The organism is Methanoculleus formosensis (assembly GCF_025384765.1).
Lineage (GTDB): Archaea > Halobacteriota > Methanomicrobia > Methanomicrobiales > Methanoculleaceae > Methanoculleus > Methanoculleus formosensis.
This window is the reverse complement of sequence record NZ_VHLL01000002.1, coordinates 123,889-138,621: the sequence shown is the minus strand read 5'-3', so window position 1 is coordinate 138,621 and position 14,733 is coordinate 123,889. Positions and strand designations below refer to the sequence as shown.

The window sequence follows — 14,733 nt, the reverse complement described above, 5'->3', positions numbered from 1 at the left end:
CTTCCCCCGGTTACTTGTGGAACCGCTCACGGATCTTTCCTAAGTAACCCTTCCGCCATGCGGCGACGACGGCCACGCCTCCGATGATCACGAGGAGGATCTCGACTACCGGGATCTGTGAAAACCCGCTGCCGAACGATCCGAACATGCCCATGCCGCCTCTTCCGCCCTGCGGGCCGCCGCTCATGCCGGACGGCATCGTGCTGCCGGTGCCGGCCTGTGATGCCTGCCCTGCGGAGGAGAGGGAGACAGTCACGGTCTCGCTGAAGGTTTTGCCGTTCTCGTCTTTGTACTGGACGAGGAGCGGGATGGACGATGCGCCTTCGGCGCTGCACGTGACCTCGAAGCTCGAGAAGTCGTCCGATTCCAGCCCGCCGACGACGTAGACCGGGTAGGGGTCCGTCGGGGTCGCGGGGTCGTCGACGGTGACCTTGACCGAGTATGCATCCTCCAGGCCGGCGTTGGTCACGTCCCCGGTCAGCGTGATCGCGCCGCCGCTCTGCGAGACCTCGATGTTGTTGACGACCATGTCGGGCGCAACCGCCCGCTCGCCGATCTCGACAGGGACGGTCAGGACGGCGTGGTGTTCGTTGTTTCCGTTCCGGTAGGAGACGTCGAACGTGAGTTCGGTCGATCGCGATGCCAGGATCCGGAACGAGGCGCTCTTCTCCTCGTCCGGTGCGAGGGCGCCGAGGAAGACGGCCGTCTGGGTGCTCCTGATGCCTTCGCCGGTCGGGGTGACGGTGACGCCGCTCACGCTGCCCTCACGGGGGTTCCCGACGGAGAGGACGATGGTGTCTTCACTGTTTGCCGGGAAGGTCTCCGGGGCGTCGACGACGTTGACCTGAATCTCGGTGCTCTCAACCGTCACCGGAACAGAGTAGCGGACGCTTCCGCTGTCCCGGAGGTCCAGGTAGAAGGTCGGGTAGTAGATGCCGTCTGCGGTGTCGGCCCGCACGGTGAACGTGAACGACATGGTGTTCCCGGGGCCAATGGTGCCCACCGAATCGTAGGTCTTGTCGTTGACGACGGCAATTCCGTTGGGATAGAGTTCAGCCCTGCTGATGGCAACGCCTGTCTCCCCGGTGTTCTTGATATCGACCGTCACCGTGCCGGTATCCCCGCGCATGAGCGTCTCGGGATTGACGGTGACGTCGGTGACCGCGATCTGTTCTTCCGCCGACGCATTGGCCGCTGACACAGCACCCACGATTGCCGAGAGAAGGAGGAGCAGAATGCAGAGATTGCGCATCATTCGCTCCGCCTCCGGGGCATGGTATGGTATCGGTGCTGCTCTGGTATCGATCTGGCAGGTTTCATGGTCTTTTCACTCGTTTTGAATCTGCTGCTCTGATGTCGCGTCCCCCCGAATCTGCGGGGAGGGCTGTCCGACAATGTAATGCATATTTTACATATTGTTATTTATTTGTTACTAATTGCTAGAGATAATGAACATAATAGCGGGTGGAATCGACAAATCTGGCAAGAGGTACCGGGTTTACGGATACGTTCCGGTTAACTCTGTCCAACCACCGGCGTCTGCAGGCAGGGGAGTCGTTTGCGAGGTTTTGAAATCAAACGGCGCACGGGAGGGATCGCCTGTGTCGCGCCCCGGGAAAGGACAGGAGAGAGGGGGTGATGACCGGGCAGCAGGACGTTTCATGAGTCTGGTGAGTCTGATCTTCGGGTGGTGTGTATCGCATAACCGACTCCCGGACTTTGAGTGGGTGATATTGGCATACTGCTGCCCAATAATCCTTCCCGAGCGTTGCCGTCGGAGAAGCGGTGACGAAAATCTCTTCCTCCATCTTCTGCCGGTATCCTGATTGACGGTCGTTTTTACTCAGCGGTTTCGGTTACCTCCATTCTGCTCTTGGGCGGTGATCCCGCACGGGACGGCGGAACCATCTCGCCACGTAAAAACTATTGTACATTTTGTTATTAAAACATTACTGATCGCCGCCACTTCCACCATGAGAACAGATTTTGCGGTAGTCCGGCCGGCGAAGGCCTGATGCTCCGCTCCGTCACCGAAGCCACTAAAAGACCGTTGTATCAGGAAGCCTCTATCCCAGACGAGCCCTGGCCTATTTCTGTTCTGCCGTATCGCCGTAGAGAAAGATCTCCTCGATGGTGACGCCGAAGAACCTGGCGATCTTGAAGGCGAGGTCGAGCGACGGGTCGTACTTCCCCTTTTCGATGGCGAGGATGGTCTGCCGAGTGACCCCGAGCTCGTTTGCGAGCCCTTCCTGGGTCAGGTCGTGCATCGCCCGGTAGACCTTAATCCTGTTCTTCATCGGTATCCCATTCTCCGTACTTGCGCGCGTAGTACATCCTGAATCCGACATACAGGAATATCATCAGGCAGAGCAGCGCCATCTGGAGGATAGCAAAATTGCCGATGACCGGAAATTCGAGCATGTCGGGTGGGGCCGTTCCGGGAGGGCCCGGATGGGGTGGGCGTAGGCCGAGCGGCCTGGAAAAAACGGCGACGGCACTCCCCAGGTTGACCACGAAAAAGGTCACCCAGAAGACCTCCAGTGTCCGGAGCGCCGCCTTCTGCGTGATCATCGCCGTCCGTTCGTCCTCGACCCTGTCTTCAACCATCCTTCGCGCCCCGTAGATCAGGAGGACACCAAGAACGAATGCGACCTGGATCAGGATCGACCTCTCAAGCTCCACCGAGAGCCAGAAGATGCCGACCTCGGCGAGCGCAACGATACCGGCCAGAAGATAGAACGTGTTTCGCTTCATAACAGCCTATGTATACTATCTTGGGCATTTCGTTATTAATGTTTAACTTCAAGGGGCTGCAGGAGATCCCGCTGTCCTGACAGATGCCCTGTGCAGTTATCCGGGTTATTCCCCGCTGGAAAGGGTTCTTGGTGCCCCTTCCTTTCTGCGCCGTCGCGGGTGCCGATATCCCCTGGTCCGGCGATGAGCGAGATGGATACAGAGTAGTTATTTTACAGAAAATGCGGGACGTTATCATTAAGTGGACTTCCTTCCTTAATCCTGTTAACCGAATAGAACTAAAACAGGTAACCTATGACGACTACACCTCTACACCCCGGCTCGATCCTCGAAGAGACCATAGGAGAGATCCGGGAGATCCTCGGAAGCGATCTTGACTCCATCACCGTGGAGCGGGTTGTCATCGGTATCTTCTTCTCCGGCGTCACACTCAGCGACGGCTCCGGGGGCCTCTGTTTCACCCCGATAAAGGAGATCCCGGAAGCGGTCTGCTGCCCGAGTTCGGCCCGCGCCATGCCCTACCCCGGACGGTTTACGGGGCGAAGCGCCGCGGAGTTCCTCCGCGACCTTCCCCGTGCGCCCCCGCTCAAGAAGGCGGTCGGTATCGCTATCTTAAACGCCCTCTCCGAGTCCTGCTGGAAGCGCCGGCCCGACTACATCCGGGAGACCGGACAGGACATCCTCGATACCGTGCCGCTGCCCGAGGACGGGTACGTCGTGGTGGTGGGGGCGCTCGTGCCGGTGATCCGGCGGCTCAAGGCGCGGGGAAAGCCGTTCGGGATCCTCGAACTCGACCCGCGCACGTTGAAGCCCGACGAACTGCCCTATGTGGTTCCTCAGGATGAGGCGGATGCAGCGGTCCGCAGGGCCGATATGCTCGTCATCACCGGCACCACCCTCATCAACAACACGCTTGAGCCCCTGCTTGCCCTCGCCCGGCCCGGCGCCTCGATCGTCGTCGTCGGACCGACCGCCAGCATGCTTCCGGATGCATTCTTCCGGCGCGGTGTAACGATACTCGGCGGGGATATCGTCACCCGCCCTGACGAACTGCTCGATACGATTGCGGAGGGCGGATCCGGGTACCATTTCTTCGGCAAATCCGCCGAGAAGGCGACCTTCCGCCGGTCGGAAACCCCCTGAACGAACTTTTTTACAGGTTCAAGGTTCAAGGGATGCAAGAAAGCCCCCGGCTAAAGCCCGCGGGGATGAATCGCACCCTCTGTCAGTTCGCTTTCACCTCGCACGGGATACCCTTTTAGTCATATCACAATACCATTGTTCTCTGTGCAGGGTGGGGCACACTCGAATCGACGTTTGTGGAGATCAGGACCACTCAGGTGGATAAGTTTTAGATGAGCCTGATGGATCACTTTTGAATGAGCCAAAACAGACTCTGATCTTTTGCACTCCCTGATCGGCGGCGACGATCTCACATATCCAGTCCCGCCCTATACCTCTGCTCCGCTCTGCATGCAGTCTTATCTGACCATACGGTGGACAACCCCCTTGAAGTCCGCTATACAATCGATCCTCAAAACGTACATGTCTGTCTGCAGCCGGGAGGTAGGCTTTGCCAGGTGCTCTTCCGGCACACCCTGCCGCGCTCCCCGCCGGCCTGGCTTCTTTTGTTCTCGGTATGGATGAGGTATATCTATGATTAGCACAGATCATACCTCGATGACGACTACGGAGTTCATCCCCGTATCGCAAAAAACATACGAGGAGATCTCGGATCTGAAGGGTCCCAACAGAACGTTCGACGAAATTATCGCGAATCTGGTGGAGCAGGCGAAGAAGCAGCAGCTTGAGAACGACGTCGAAGCGATTCTTGCCCGCAATCGGTTCGTGGAGATATAACCGTGGCGTTTCGGGTTCTCGTGGATGAGGATGCGTGTGTGTTTTTGCATTCCCTCAATCCAAAGAGCCAACGAATCGTCAGGGATTATATCAACACTTTGAAAGAGGACCCGTATCCTGGAACAGGGGGCAAAGAGAAACTTCGCACCGGCAAAAACAGGATCATTTACCGGATGCACATTGCACGCTCTTTTACGGCAATCTATACCATCGATCCGCGCAATGATATCGTTCATATCATCCAGATCCTGACCACTGAACGGGCACATCGAAGATACGGGCGTATGTGATCGGTCTCAGTACTTCGCTAATAATAGCCTCTGCAATCGACTCATCAATCTCGCATAGCGACCCAACGGAATCGGCAGCACCGGACTTTGCGGCTTCGCGTGAGGTTGTCGTTCTTTTCGGCATGACTCTACCATGACATGAATCCCTGGCAACGGTGGTGTGTGAAGCTCATGGGACAATGTGATGACCTCCGGGAGCCTTACCCGGACGAGTTGCCCGGGTAAGAGTGTGAAGGATGATGTCCATGGCCTTAACCTGACGCCAGTGAGGATCACCACACTACCAATCCCGGTGATGCAGGTCCCGGTCGGTGAAACGTGAATCTCCCGGCTAAAGCCCGGGGAGAATGTCACGGGCGGATCTTCTGGAGCAGAAACGGATCCGCCTCCGGTGCATCTGCGCCGGCGGACGGTCCTGTTGCTCTCTTCGACCGATCCTTATTTCCGGCGGTGTGAATTGTTAATTTTACTTAGTTAACATGCCTGAAAATAAAAGCATATTTAATTAACTATGAAGAAGAATCAATATCCCTACATGGCTGATGCAGAACCGACGAGATCACCTCTTACGGCACCGACCGGCGCTCCACCGGAGACCCGGTTGCAGACAGCCGGTGCGGCATCGACCCCGTCCGTCTCGGACCGGGAACTGCCCAATTACCGGTTCCGGTTCATCCTTCTGATACTCGCCGCCGTCTCCTGCATCATCGGGTCGTTTGCCGTCGGCAGGTTCTCGCTCGCCGTCGCCGACGCCGTTCTCATCCTCCTCTCGCCGGCCTTTTATTTCGCCGTGTCGCTGGATGTCCCGGTCCTGAACGATATCATGCACATTCTCCTCTCGCCGCTCATATCCGTGGCGGAGACCTGGGACGATGCGATGTACAGCGTCGTCTTCAACATCCGCCTGCCGCGGATCCTCGCGGCGCTTCTCGTCGGGGCCGCCCTCTCGACGGCCGGCGCCGCATACCAGGGAATGTTTCAGAATCCTCTTGTCTCTCCCGATATCCTCGGAGCATCCGCCGGTGCCGGTTTCGGCGCGGCTCTTGCCATCAACTGCTATCTCGGGACCGGGGCGATCACGATCTTCGCCTTCGCCGGTGGTCTTGTTGCGGTCGGCACCGCGTATGCGGTCAGCCGCCTGACGAGAGGAAACCCCACCCTTGGTATGGTCCTTGCCGGAATCCTTGTCGCCAGCCTCTTCTCCGCATCCACCTCCTACATCAAACTCGTCGCCGATACCAACGACCAGCTGCCGGCCATCACCTACTGGCTGATGGGCAGCCTTGCCGGCGCGACCATGAAGGACGTCTACTTTGCGGGCGTGGTGATCGTCATCGGCCTCATCCCCCTCTACCTGCTCCGCTGGAGGATGAACGTCCTCACCCTCGGCGAGGACGAGGCGAAGAGCATGGGGATCAACACCCACCTGCTCCGGCTGATCGTGATCCTCTGTGCAACCCTCGTTACGGCGGTCGCCGTCTCGATCTCCGGCATCATCGGCTGGGTCGGCCTCGTCATCCCGCACTTCTGCCGGATGATCTTCGGCTACGACTACCGGAGGATCATCCCTGCGGCAATCGTTATGGGCGGCGGTTTTCTTCTCCTGGTGGACAATTTCGCCCGGACGATCGCAACCACCGAGGTGCCGCTCGGCATCCTCACCGCGTTCGTCGGAGCGCCGATCTTTGCCTATCTGCTGATGATGGGGGGGAAGCGGTCATGAGCCTGGAGATATCGCACCTCTCCTTTGCCTACGGCAGGCGCACCCGCCTGGTGCTCGACGATGTCTCGTTCTCGGTGAAGGAGGGAGACCTCCTCGCCGTGCTCGGGCCGAACGGCGTCGGGAAGAGCACGATGTTCCGGTGCATCCTCGGATTTCTGCGAAACTACCGGGGCAACATCCGGCTGAACGGTCTGGATATCAAGACGCTCGATCACAAGGAGATTGCAAAGCACGTCGCCTACATCCCCCAGTCGACGCACCCGGTCTTCAACTACACGGTGCTGGACGTGGTCCTGATGGGTCTGACCAATCAGGTGCGTCTGCTTGGTACGCCGAACCGGAGCCACATCGATGAGGCGTACGCGGCGATGGAGAACCTTGGCATCGCCCATCTCCGGGATGCAGGATACGGCGAGATCAGCGGCGGCGAGCGGCAGCTTGCCCTGGTCGCCCGTGCGCTTGTGCAGAAGGCAAAGATCCTGATCATGGACGAGCCGACGGCAAACCTGGATTACGGCAACCAGTTTCGGGTGATGTGCCGGATATCGGATCTCGCGAGGGACGGCTACATCATCATCCTCTCGACCCACAACCCGGACCATGCGTTTCTGTACGCGAACCGGACGCTGATGATCTACGGCGGGAGGGTGATCGCTGATGGGACGCCGGAGGATGTTCTGGACGCAGGCCTGATCAAGGATGTCTATGGTGTGGATGTACATATCGAGGATTACCAGTACGGCTCACGCCGCCACAAACTCTGCATCCCGATCGACGGTGGGGTCGGGAAGCACGAGTAGTATTTTTGTTAATATTAAATTATTTATTTACCCTAAATTGTAATGAAAAATATTTAATCTGCCTGCACCCAGATCATACCTATGTAACGTTCCCGTTCTCGGGAGGTACACGTATGAAGACAGTAATGAAAATGCTCGTGGTTCTCGTTCTCCTCTCCGGCACCGCCGTCGCATTCTGCAGCGCCGCCGAGGAGACCCGGACATTCGTCGACGATGTCGGCCGGGAGATCACCCTGCCGGTCAAGATCGATGCGGTCTCGCCGTCCGGCCCCCTGGCACAGATCGTGCTCTACTCAGTGGATCAGGACCTCTTCGTGAGTGTCTCCAGCGAGTTTACCGATGCACAGGCAAAGTACATCGATCCCCGGCTTCTGACGCTTCCGGTCACCGGCCAGTTCTACGGTTCCAAGGCCGCGACCATGAACCCCGAGTCGATCATGGAGTTGAACAAAAACCTCAACATCGACGTGGTTCTGGACATCGGTGAAGCAAAGGAGACCATGAAGCCGGACCTCGACGATATCCAGTCGAAGACCGGTGTGGGGTTCGCGTTCGTCACCCAGAACAAGCTCAAGGAGATCCCCGGCTCCTATGTGAAACTCGGCGAACTTCTCTCCCGCCCGGAGCGCGGCCAGGAACTCGCCGACTACGTCTCGGCGCTTCTTGCCGAGTTTGATACCGGCATGAAGGAGGTCGGCGACAATAAGAAGTCCCTGATCTACGTGACCGCCATCGACGGCAACTCCGTGTCCACGATCGGAAAAGGGTCGTATCATGCCGAGGTTATCGATTATGTCGGCAACAACCTCGCAAAACCCGCGACGACCGGCGGGCCGGGCGACGAGTACACGATGGAGGATATCCTCCAGTTGAACCCCGATTACATCATCGTGGGGTACGTCGACGGGCACGCCTACTATAACACGATCATGACCGATCCGATGTGGCGGTCGCTCTCCGCGGTCAGGAACGGCAATGTCTACGAGGCTCCCTACGGCCCGTACAGCTGGATGGGCGGTCCGCCGTCGATTCAGCGGCTGCTCTCGATGATCTGGCTCGGCAACCTGATGTACCCGGACGTCTTCGACTACGATATCGATGAGCGCGTCAAGGAGTTCTACTCGCTGTTCTTCAGGTACGACCTGACGGATGCGGAGCTGGACGACCTGATGGTGTATGCAAAGCCCGCACCGGCGTCTGCGTCGGCACAGGCAACCACGCAGGCTCCGGCCCCGCTCTTCGGCGTTCTTGCAGGTCTCGCCGCAGCAGCGGCTGTTGCCGGGAGGGGACGCAACCGGTGAGTTGCATGGCGGTCGACTACATCGCTCTCTGGAACGAGCAGCACGAGGCGGCGAACCGCCAGAAGCAGGTCTGGAACGACGGCAGAAGTTTCTGGGAAGACCCGGCAAACATCCGCCGGTTTGTGGACCGGCTGCTGAACGGCGACCGGTCGCGTATCGTTGACCAGATTGCGGCGATGCAGATCCCTCCCGGGTCCACGGTGCTCGACATCGGGGCGGGTCCGGGGACTCTTGCCGTCCCCCTTGCTCTCGCGGGCTGCGACGTCACGGTCGTGGAGCCGTCCGCCGGGATGCGGGCCGCGATGAAGGAGTACCGGGCGTTCTCCGGGGCTCCGGAGATCCGCGAGATCCCCTCCCGGTGGGAGGATGCGGACCCGGCGGAGGTGGGGACGCACGACGTCGTCGTCGCTTCGTTCTCGCTCGCGCTCGACGACATCGGCCCTTCCCTCAAAAAGATAGACTCGGTGGCGAAGCGGTCGGTACACCTCTTCTGGTTCCTGACGCCGCCCGCGTGGACCGGAGCGAACTTCAGTCTCTGGCCGCGACTGCACGGGAGCGAGTTTGCTGCCGAACCGACGGCGGATCTCCTCTGGAACTGTCTCTGCCAGGTCGGGATCTACCCGGATCTCACGGTCGAAGACGTGGATAAAGGGCAGCGCTACCCGACCGAGGAGGAGGCTGTTGCCGACTACTGCCGGCGCCTGTATGCCCACGACGACCGGCAGCGGGAGATCGTCGCCTCGTTCGTGCATGAGCGGATCGTGCGGACCAAGACCGGGTTCTGTATCCCGGGGTCATCGAAGACGGCCCATATTCGGTGGGAGAAGTGACACTTCATCCGGGCTTGGGACCCACCTCGTCGGGCTAAGGATGGAAACCTGAACTGGATTAAAAAAACGGGGGAAGGGGAAACCCAATCTACCGGTGCGCGAAATACGCGCTCACCCGGCCGCCCTCGACGGAGTCGACCCGGGCAAACCCGATCCGCTCGAACTGGACGACCCTATTCGCCTCGCCGGCGACCGATGGTTCGCAGAACCCTTCGAGGGTCCCGTCCTGCTGGAGAAGGGTGCAGGGGAGTTTTGCATCCGCCGGCAGCCACTGGATGATCGGCGCCTTCTCGCGCCGGGCATCCTCGAGTGCGTCGCCTGCGTAGGATACCCGCGGTGTATCGCCGTCCCACGCTATCCCGACGTTGTAGAGGTCTTTCAACCGGACCATGCTCCTCCCTTCGATATCCGCCCGCGGGAGGAGGATCCTCCCTTCGGCGACGAGCGTCCTGACCCCCCGGGCGGGATCGCCCGGATGGAGGGCCGCGTGGGCCTCGCGGTAAGGGGCGTCCTCGACGGTCACCTCGACCGGGTCGGGCACGAAGAAGTAGCGGTTCGCCTTCGGGTCAACGATCTCCTTGTTCCGTGAGTAGAGGTTCTCCCACGAAAACGATATGTCGGTCTCTCCGATCCCGATATCGATCATGGCGTTCCGGACGGCTTCCGGCTCGATGCCCCGGCGCGCGATCGCCCGCATCGTCCCGAGATGGATGTCGTCCCAGCCGGTGTAGAGGCCGCTCTTGATCCCCTCGCGCATCCCCGACGTCGAGAGGACGACGCCCGATATCCCCATCCGCCCGTAGTGGCGGTAGACCGGCGGCTTCCACCCGAAGTAGTCGAAGAGGTAGCGCTGCCGTCTCGTGTTCGCGATGTGGTCCTTGCCGCGGATGACGTGGGTGATCCCGAGCAGGTGGTCGTCCACCGCGACCGAGAAGTTCATCAGCGGAAAGACCGTGTTCTCCACCCGCGGGTGGAGCGGCGTGTTCACGATCCGCATCGCCGAGTAGTCCCGCATCGCCGGGTCGGGATGGTCGAGCTCCGTCTTCACCCGGACGGTCGCGTCGCCCTCGTAGAACTCCTGATCAAGCATCTTCTGCCAGAGTTCCAGGTTCTCCTCCACCGTCCGCTCCCGGCAGGGGCATGCCTTCCCCTTGAGTTTGAGTTCGCGGAAGCGTTCGGAGTCGCAGACGCAGACGTAGCCGCCGCCGAGTTCGATCAGCCTCCTGCACCAGTCGTAGTAGATATCGAGGCGGTCGCTCTGGTAGACGATATCGGTGATCCCGAGCCCCAGCCACTCGATGTCCTCGAGGACCATCGCGTATGCCTCGGGATCGACCCTCCTCGGGTCGGTATCCTCGACACGGAGGACGTACCGCCCGCCGTAGCGTTTGACGTAGTAGTCGTTCAGGACGGAGGCGCGAGCGTGCCCGAGGTGCAGCGGCCCGCTCGGGTTCGGCGCGAACCGCATCACCACGCCGTTCTCCGCGCCTTCGAGCGCGGGGAGTTCCCTCGACTTCTCGTGCGTCTCGGTGAGTTCCGCAACAAGTTCGGGGGCGAGTTCTTCGAGACGGCTCCTCCTCTCCGCCGCGCTCATCGCCGCCACCTCCGCAATCGCCTTCCCCGCGAGCGGCCCGAGTTCCTTCGCCCGGCTCCGGAACTCCGGGTGCTTGCCGAGCACCGTGCCGATGACCGTCCCGCTCTTCGGGGCGCTATCGTGCTTCACCGCGTTCTGCAGAGCGTAGATAAAGAGCAGACGCTCGATATCGGTCTCCATGGTATCAGTTGCCTCGAGCGATGAAGAAATCGGCGATATCGCCGAGAAGACGCTTCTCCTCCGAGTCCGGGATGACCGAGAGCGCCTCTTTCGCGACGGTGGCCCGCTCGACGGCGACCGCCCTGACCTCGTCGATGACGCCCGCCTCCCCGAGCCGGGCGATCAGGTCGTCGATCTCGGCTACCGTGAGTCTCCTCCGGTATGGGGCGAGATCGATCCCTTTCTCCCGTGCCCGGATGGCGATCAGGGTCTGCTTTCCTTCCCGAATGTCCGAGGCCCGGTCCTTGCCGGTCACATCGCTGCTCGCGAGGAGATCGATGAGATCGTCCTGGATCTGGAAGGCGATGCCGCTGTTCACCCCGTACTGGTAGAGGGCGTCGGCCTGGATGGCGGTTGCACCCGCAAGGATCCCGCCGATGGCGGCGGATGCCCCGTAGAGCACCCCGGTCTTCTTGCTGACCATCTCCAGGTACTCCATCCCGGTAACATCCTCGCGCTTCTCGAACGCCATGTCCATGCTCTGCCCGTCGCAGATATCGGTGCACGTCCGGGCAAGCATCTTCACCGCCCGGATCTTGGCGGCGTCCGCTGCTTCCGAGAGGCAGATGAACTCGAACGCCTTCGCGTAGAGGACGTCCCCGGCGAGGATCGCCGTCGGTTCGTCCCAGACCGTATGCACCGTCGGCACGCCGCGCCGGACGGCGTCGCCGTCCATGATGTCGTCGTGGATGAGGGTGAAGTTGTGGGTCAGTTCGAGCGAAAGGGCCGCCGGGAGCAGGTCGTCCGAGCTCCCCTTCCTCACCGCATCCGCAGCGAGGATGACGACCGCCGGGCGAAGGCGTTTGCCGCCTGCAAGCAGCAGGTGGGCGCTCGCCCGGAAGAGATCGCCTTGGACGTCTCCGAAGTAACGGTGCAGCGCCTTGTCTATCCGCTCAGCATTCATCTCCAGGTAGTCTTCAAGCGTCGTCATGTAGATTCTCCTACTTAATCAGGACACTCTTCCCGTTCCTCATGATATGAAGGTCGTTTCCGAGGGTATACCCGATCTCCTCCGCGAACTTCGCATAGCCGCCGGTCATGCTGATGTCGCCGTGCGACGGGATGACGTGCTGCGGGTTCAAGAGGTGGAGGAATTCGTAGTGGTCTTCTTTGTAGGCGTGGCCCGAGACGTGCAGTTCGTCGAAGATCCGCACGCCCGCCATCTTGGCACGGGCCTCGACCAGGTAGCGCTGACCGCGGTTCATCGGGTTCGGGATCACCTTCGCCGAGAAGAGGATCTTATCGCCTTTCTCCAGTTTGTAGGGGGTGTCCCCCATCACGATCCTTGTGAGGATGGCGCCCGACTCTCCCTGGTGGCCGGTGACGATCGGGAGGAACTTGTCCTTTCCGGTCTTCATGATCCGCCGCAGCGTCCGGTCAACCGTCCGCCGGTTGCCGAACATCGAGAGCGACTCGGGGAACCCGACCAGTTTCAACTGTTCCGCCGCCGAGCTGTAGCGCTCCATCGAGCGCCCGAGCAGGACCGGTTTTCTGCCGATCTCATGGGCGCATTCGGCGATCGACTTCACACGGGAGATGTGCGACGAGAACGTCGAGACGAAGAGGGCGCTCTTGTCGTCCTCGTAACTCGTGATGGTGTCCCGCACGAGATCCCGTGCGATCTTCTCGCTCGGACACCGCCCGTTGTCGGCGATGTTGACGCTCTCCGTGATGAGAGCGATGACGCCCTCCTTCCCGATCTGGCGCAGCCGGGCAAAGTCCGGGGGTTCCCCGATCACCGGCGTCCGGTCGAGTTTGAAGTCGTTTGCGTAGACGACCGCGCCCCGGGGCGTATGCAGGACCGGGAAGACGGTGTCAATGATCGAGTGCTGGGCGCGCACGAACTCGAGCGTCAGGTGCGGGGAGATGGTGTAGCGCTGCCCGGCTTTCAGGGCGAAGAGCTTGTTGTTCACCCCGAACTTCTGTTCGCCTGCAATCTGCTGCCGGATCAGTTCCGATGTATACGGCGTGCTGATGATCGGGGCGTTGTATCGGTGCGCCAGTTTCGGTATCGCACCGATATGGTCAAGGTGTCCGTGCGAACAGACGATAGCCTTGACACTCCCCTCGATCCCATTCATGATGGTGTCATCAGGAATGGCCTTCATCTCGATCAGGTCCAGGGAATGCATATTCTCAATATCAGCATCCTCGTGGATCATCACCTGGTCGAGCCGGAGGCCCATATCAAAGATGACAATCTCCTTTCCGCAGCGGACGGCGGTCATATTTCTGCCGACTTCGTTATACCCGCCCACTGCTATGATCTCAATATCCATGTTGTCTCCTTGTTGAGATTTTGTGTGGTTACTCGCTGTTTTCAATCATTTGCCGGGTCAGGCCGGTTATATACGTCCTGGCGTGCCGGAGATCCGCTATAGACCGGGATCCCGTCAGGAACATCGCCACGCGGAGTTCGCGGTGCATCGCCTCGATAGCCAGCGAGAGCGCATCATCGCTCTCCATGGCCGGTTTCAAGAGGGGGAGCGCCATGCCCCCGAGGTCTGCCCCGAGAGCAACGGCCTTCGCGATATCGATGCCGGAACGCAGTCCGCCCGTTGCGATGATCGGCCCGCCTGCCGTCCGCACCTCATGAAGGCTCACCACCGTCGGTATGCCCCACGAGAGGAACGCATCCCCGAGATCGGCGAGTTCGGGGCCGCTTGCCCGCAGGCGTTCGATCTTCGCCCACGACGTGCCCCCGTAGCCGCCGATATCAATGGCGCTTGCTCCGGCGCCCCGGATGACCCTTGCGGTTCCGGCCGATATGCCGGAACCCGTCTCCTTCACGATGACGGGATAGGAGAACTCCCGGCAGAGGTTTCGCAGCGCTTCGATGCACCCCTCTGCGTTGTGATCGCCCTCCGGCTGAATCGCTTCCTGGAGCGAATTGACGTGGATGGCGATCGCCTGTGCATCGATCATCTCGACAGCCCGTTCCGCCCACTCGATGCCGTGGTCACGGAGCTGGATGATCCCCAGGTTCGCGCAGAGAAACGCGTGTGGCGCCTCCTCTCGCACGATGGTGAAACTTCCCTCCAGTTCGGGCTTCTCCAATGCCGCTCGCTGAGAACCGACACCCATGCCGAGGTTATACCGTTCCGCGGCCCGTGCGAGCCGCTGGTTCACCTCCAGGGTGTCCGGGTGTCCTCCGGTCATCGCTGCAATGAAGAGCGGGGAGTCGAGTGTCGCGCCGAGGAACCGCGTCTTTGTCTCGATCGCGTCCATGTCGCACTCGGGGAGGGCGTTATGAACCAGGCGCACGTCCTGAAATCCGGCGTCGCCGGCCTCGACGGGCTGCTCGCAGCATATCTGCAGGTGTTCCCGTTTCCTTGAAGACGTGGCGGTCTCTTCTCTCATAG

Annotated in this window: 14 protein-coding genes; 7 read left to right on the top strand and 7 right to left on the bottom strand. The window is 60.4% G+C overall.

The window, feature by feature from the left end; genetic code table 11:
- Nucleotides 1-10 precede the first annotated feature (10 nt).
- From FKB36_RS04195 to FKB36_RS04185, 3 genes are all read right to left on the bottom strand, one after another.
- On the bottom strand, nucleotides 11-1,255 hold the full coding sequence (locus FKB36_RS04195) for a COG1361 S-layer family protein (RefSeq protein WP_261596786.1): 1,245 nt from the start codon (nucleotides 1,253-1,255) through the stop codon (nucleotides 11-13).
- 832 nt (nucleotides 1,256-2,087) lie between these two features.
- Nucleotides 2,088-2,297, bottom strand: a complete 210-nt coding sequence (locus FKB36_RS04190; RefSeq protein WP_261596785.1) for a helix-turn-helix transcriptional regulator — start codon at nucleotides 2,295-2,297, stop codon at nucleotides 2,088-2,090.
- Nucleotides 2,281-2,754 carry a DUF2178 domain-containing protein gene (locus tag FKB36_RS04185; protein ID WP_261596784.1) on the bottom strand — a complete coding sequence of 158 codons (474 nt, stop codon included), beginning with the start codon at nucleotides 2,752-2,754 and terminating at the stop codon, nucleotides 2,281-2,283. Before FKB36_RS04185 ends, FKB36_RS04190 begins: the two co-directional genes overlap by 17 nt.
- Nucleotides 2,755-3,048: 294 nt before the next feature.
- Between FKB36_RS04185 and FKB36_RS04180 the strand changes: the two genes are divergently transcribed.
- The 7 genes from FKB36_RS04180 to FKB36_RS04150 all read left to right on the top strand — a co-directional run bounded on the left by FKB36_RS04180 (nucleotide 3,049) and on the right by FKB36_RS04150 (nucleotide 9,558).
- Nucleotides 3,049-3,897 carry a DUF364 domain-containing protein gene (locus FKB36_RS04180; protein WP_261596783.1) on the top strand — a complete coding sequence of 283 codons (849 nt, stop codon included), beginning with the start codon at nucleotides 3,049-3,051 and terminating at the stop codon, nucleotides 3,895-3,897.
- Between the two features lie 513 nt (nucleotides 3,898-4,410).
- The gene (locus FKB36_RS04175; protein WP_261596782.1) at nucleotides 4,411-4,614 is read left to right on the top strand and encodes a hypothetical protein; all 204 of its coding nucleotides are present in this window, start codon (nucleotides 4,411-4,413) and stop codon (nucleotides 4,612-4,614) included.
- A gap of 2 nt (nucleotides 4,615-4,616) precedes the next feature.
- Nucleotides 4,617-4,904, top strand: coding sequence for a type II toxin-antitoxin system RelE family toxin (locus tag FKB36_RS04170; RefSeq protein WP_261596781.1), 288 nt, complete (start codon nucleotides 4,617-4,619; stop codon nucleotides 4,902-4,904).
- A gap of 511 nt (nucleotides 4,905-5,415) precedes the next feature.
- Nucleotides 5,416-6,627 (top strand): FecCD family ABC transporter permease, encoded by a 1,212-nt coding sequence (locus FKB36_RS04165; RefSeq protein WP_261596780.1) that lies wholly within the window; start codon nucleotides 5,416-5,418, stop codon nucleotides 6,625-6,627.
- Nucleotides 6,624-7,427, top strand: a complete 804-nt coding sequence (locus tag FKB36_RS04160; RefSeq protein WP_261596779.1) for an ABC transporter ATP-binding protein — start codon at nucleotides 6,624-6,626, stop codon at nucleotides 7,425-7,427. Before FKB36_RS04165 ends, FKB36_RS04160 begins: the two co-directional genes overlap by 4 nt.
- Before the next feature lie 113 nt (nucleotides 7,428-7,540).
- Complete coding sequence (locus tag FKB36_RS04155) at nucleotides 7,541-8,728, top strand: ABC transporter substrate-binding protein (protein WP_261596778.1); 1,188 nt, start codon at nucleotides 7,541-7,543, stop codon at nucleotides 8,726-8,728.
- Nucleotides 8,729-8,733: 5 nt separating this feature from the next.
- Entirely contained in the window at nucleotides 8,734-9,558 is an 825-nt protein-coding gene (locus tag FKB36_RS04150) for a class I SAM-dependent methyltransferase (protein WP_261596777.1), read from the top strand.
- Between the two features lie 88 nt (nucleotides 9,559-9,646).
- Here the strand turns inward: FKB36_RS04150 and FKB36_RS04145 are convergent, their stop codons facing one another.
- From FKB36_RS04145 to fni, 4 genes are read right to left on the bottom strand one after another with little or no spacing between them, the layout of a single operon-like run.
- Nucleotides 9,647-11,332: a glutamate--tRNA ligase gene (locus FKB36_RS04145; RefSeq protein ID WP_261596776.1), complete on the bottom strand. Its 1,686-nt coding sequence runs from the start codon at nucleotides 11,330-11,332 to the stop codon at nucleotides 9,647-9,649.
- Nucleotides 11,333-11,336: 4 nt separating this feature from the next.
- Nucleotides 11,337-12,302 (bottom strand): polyprenyl synthetase family protein, encoded by a 966-nt coding sequence (locus tag FKB36_RS04140; RefSeq protein ID WP_261596775.1) that lies wholly within the window; start codon nucleotides 12,300-12,302, stop codon nucleotides 11,337-11,339.
- A gap of 10 nt (nucleotides 12,303-12,312) precedes the next feature.
- On the bottom strand, nucleotides 12,313-13,650 hold the full coding sequence (locus tag FKB36_RS04135) for an RNase J family beta-CASP ribonuclease (protein ID WP_261596774.1): 1,338 nt from the start codon (nucleotides 13,648-13,650) through the stop codon (nucleotides 12,313-12,315).
- A 28-nt stretch (nucleotides 13,651-13,678) separates the two neighbouring features.
- On the bottom strand, nucleotides 13,679-14,731 hold the full coding sequence (fni, locus tag FKB36_RS04130; protein ID WP_261596773.1) for a type 2 isopentenyl-diphosphate Delta-isomerase: 1,053 nt from the start codon (nucleotides 14,729-14,731) through the stop codon (nucleotides 13,679-13,681).
- Nucleotides 14,732-14,733 lie beyond the last annotated feature (2 nt).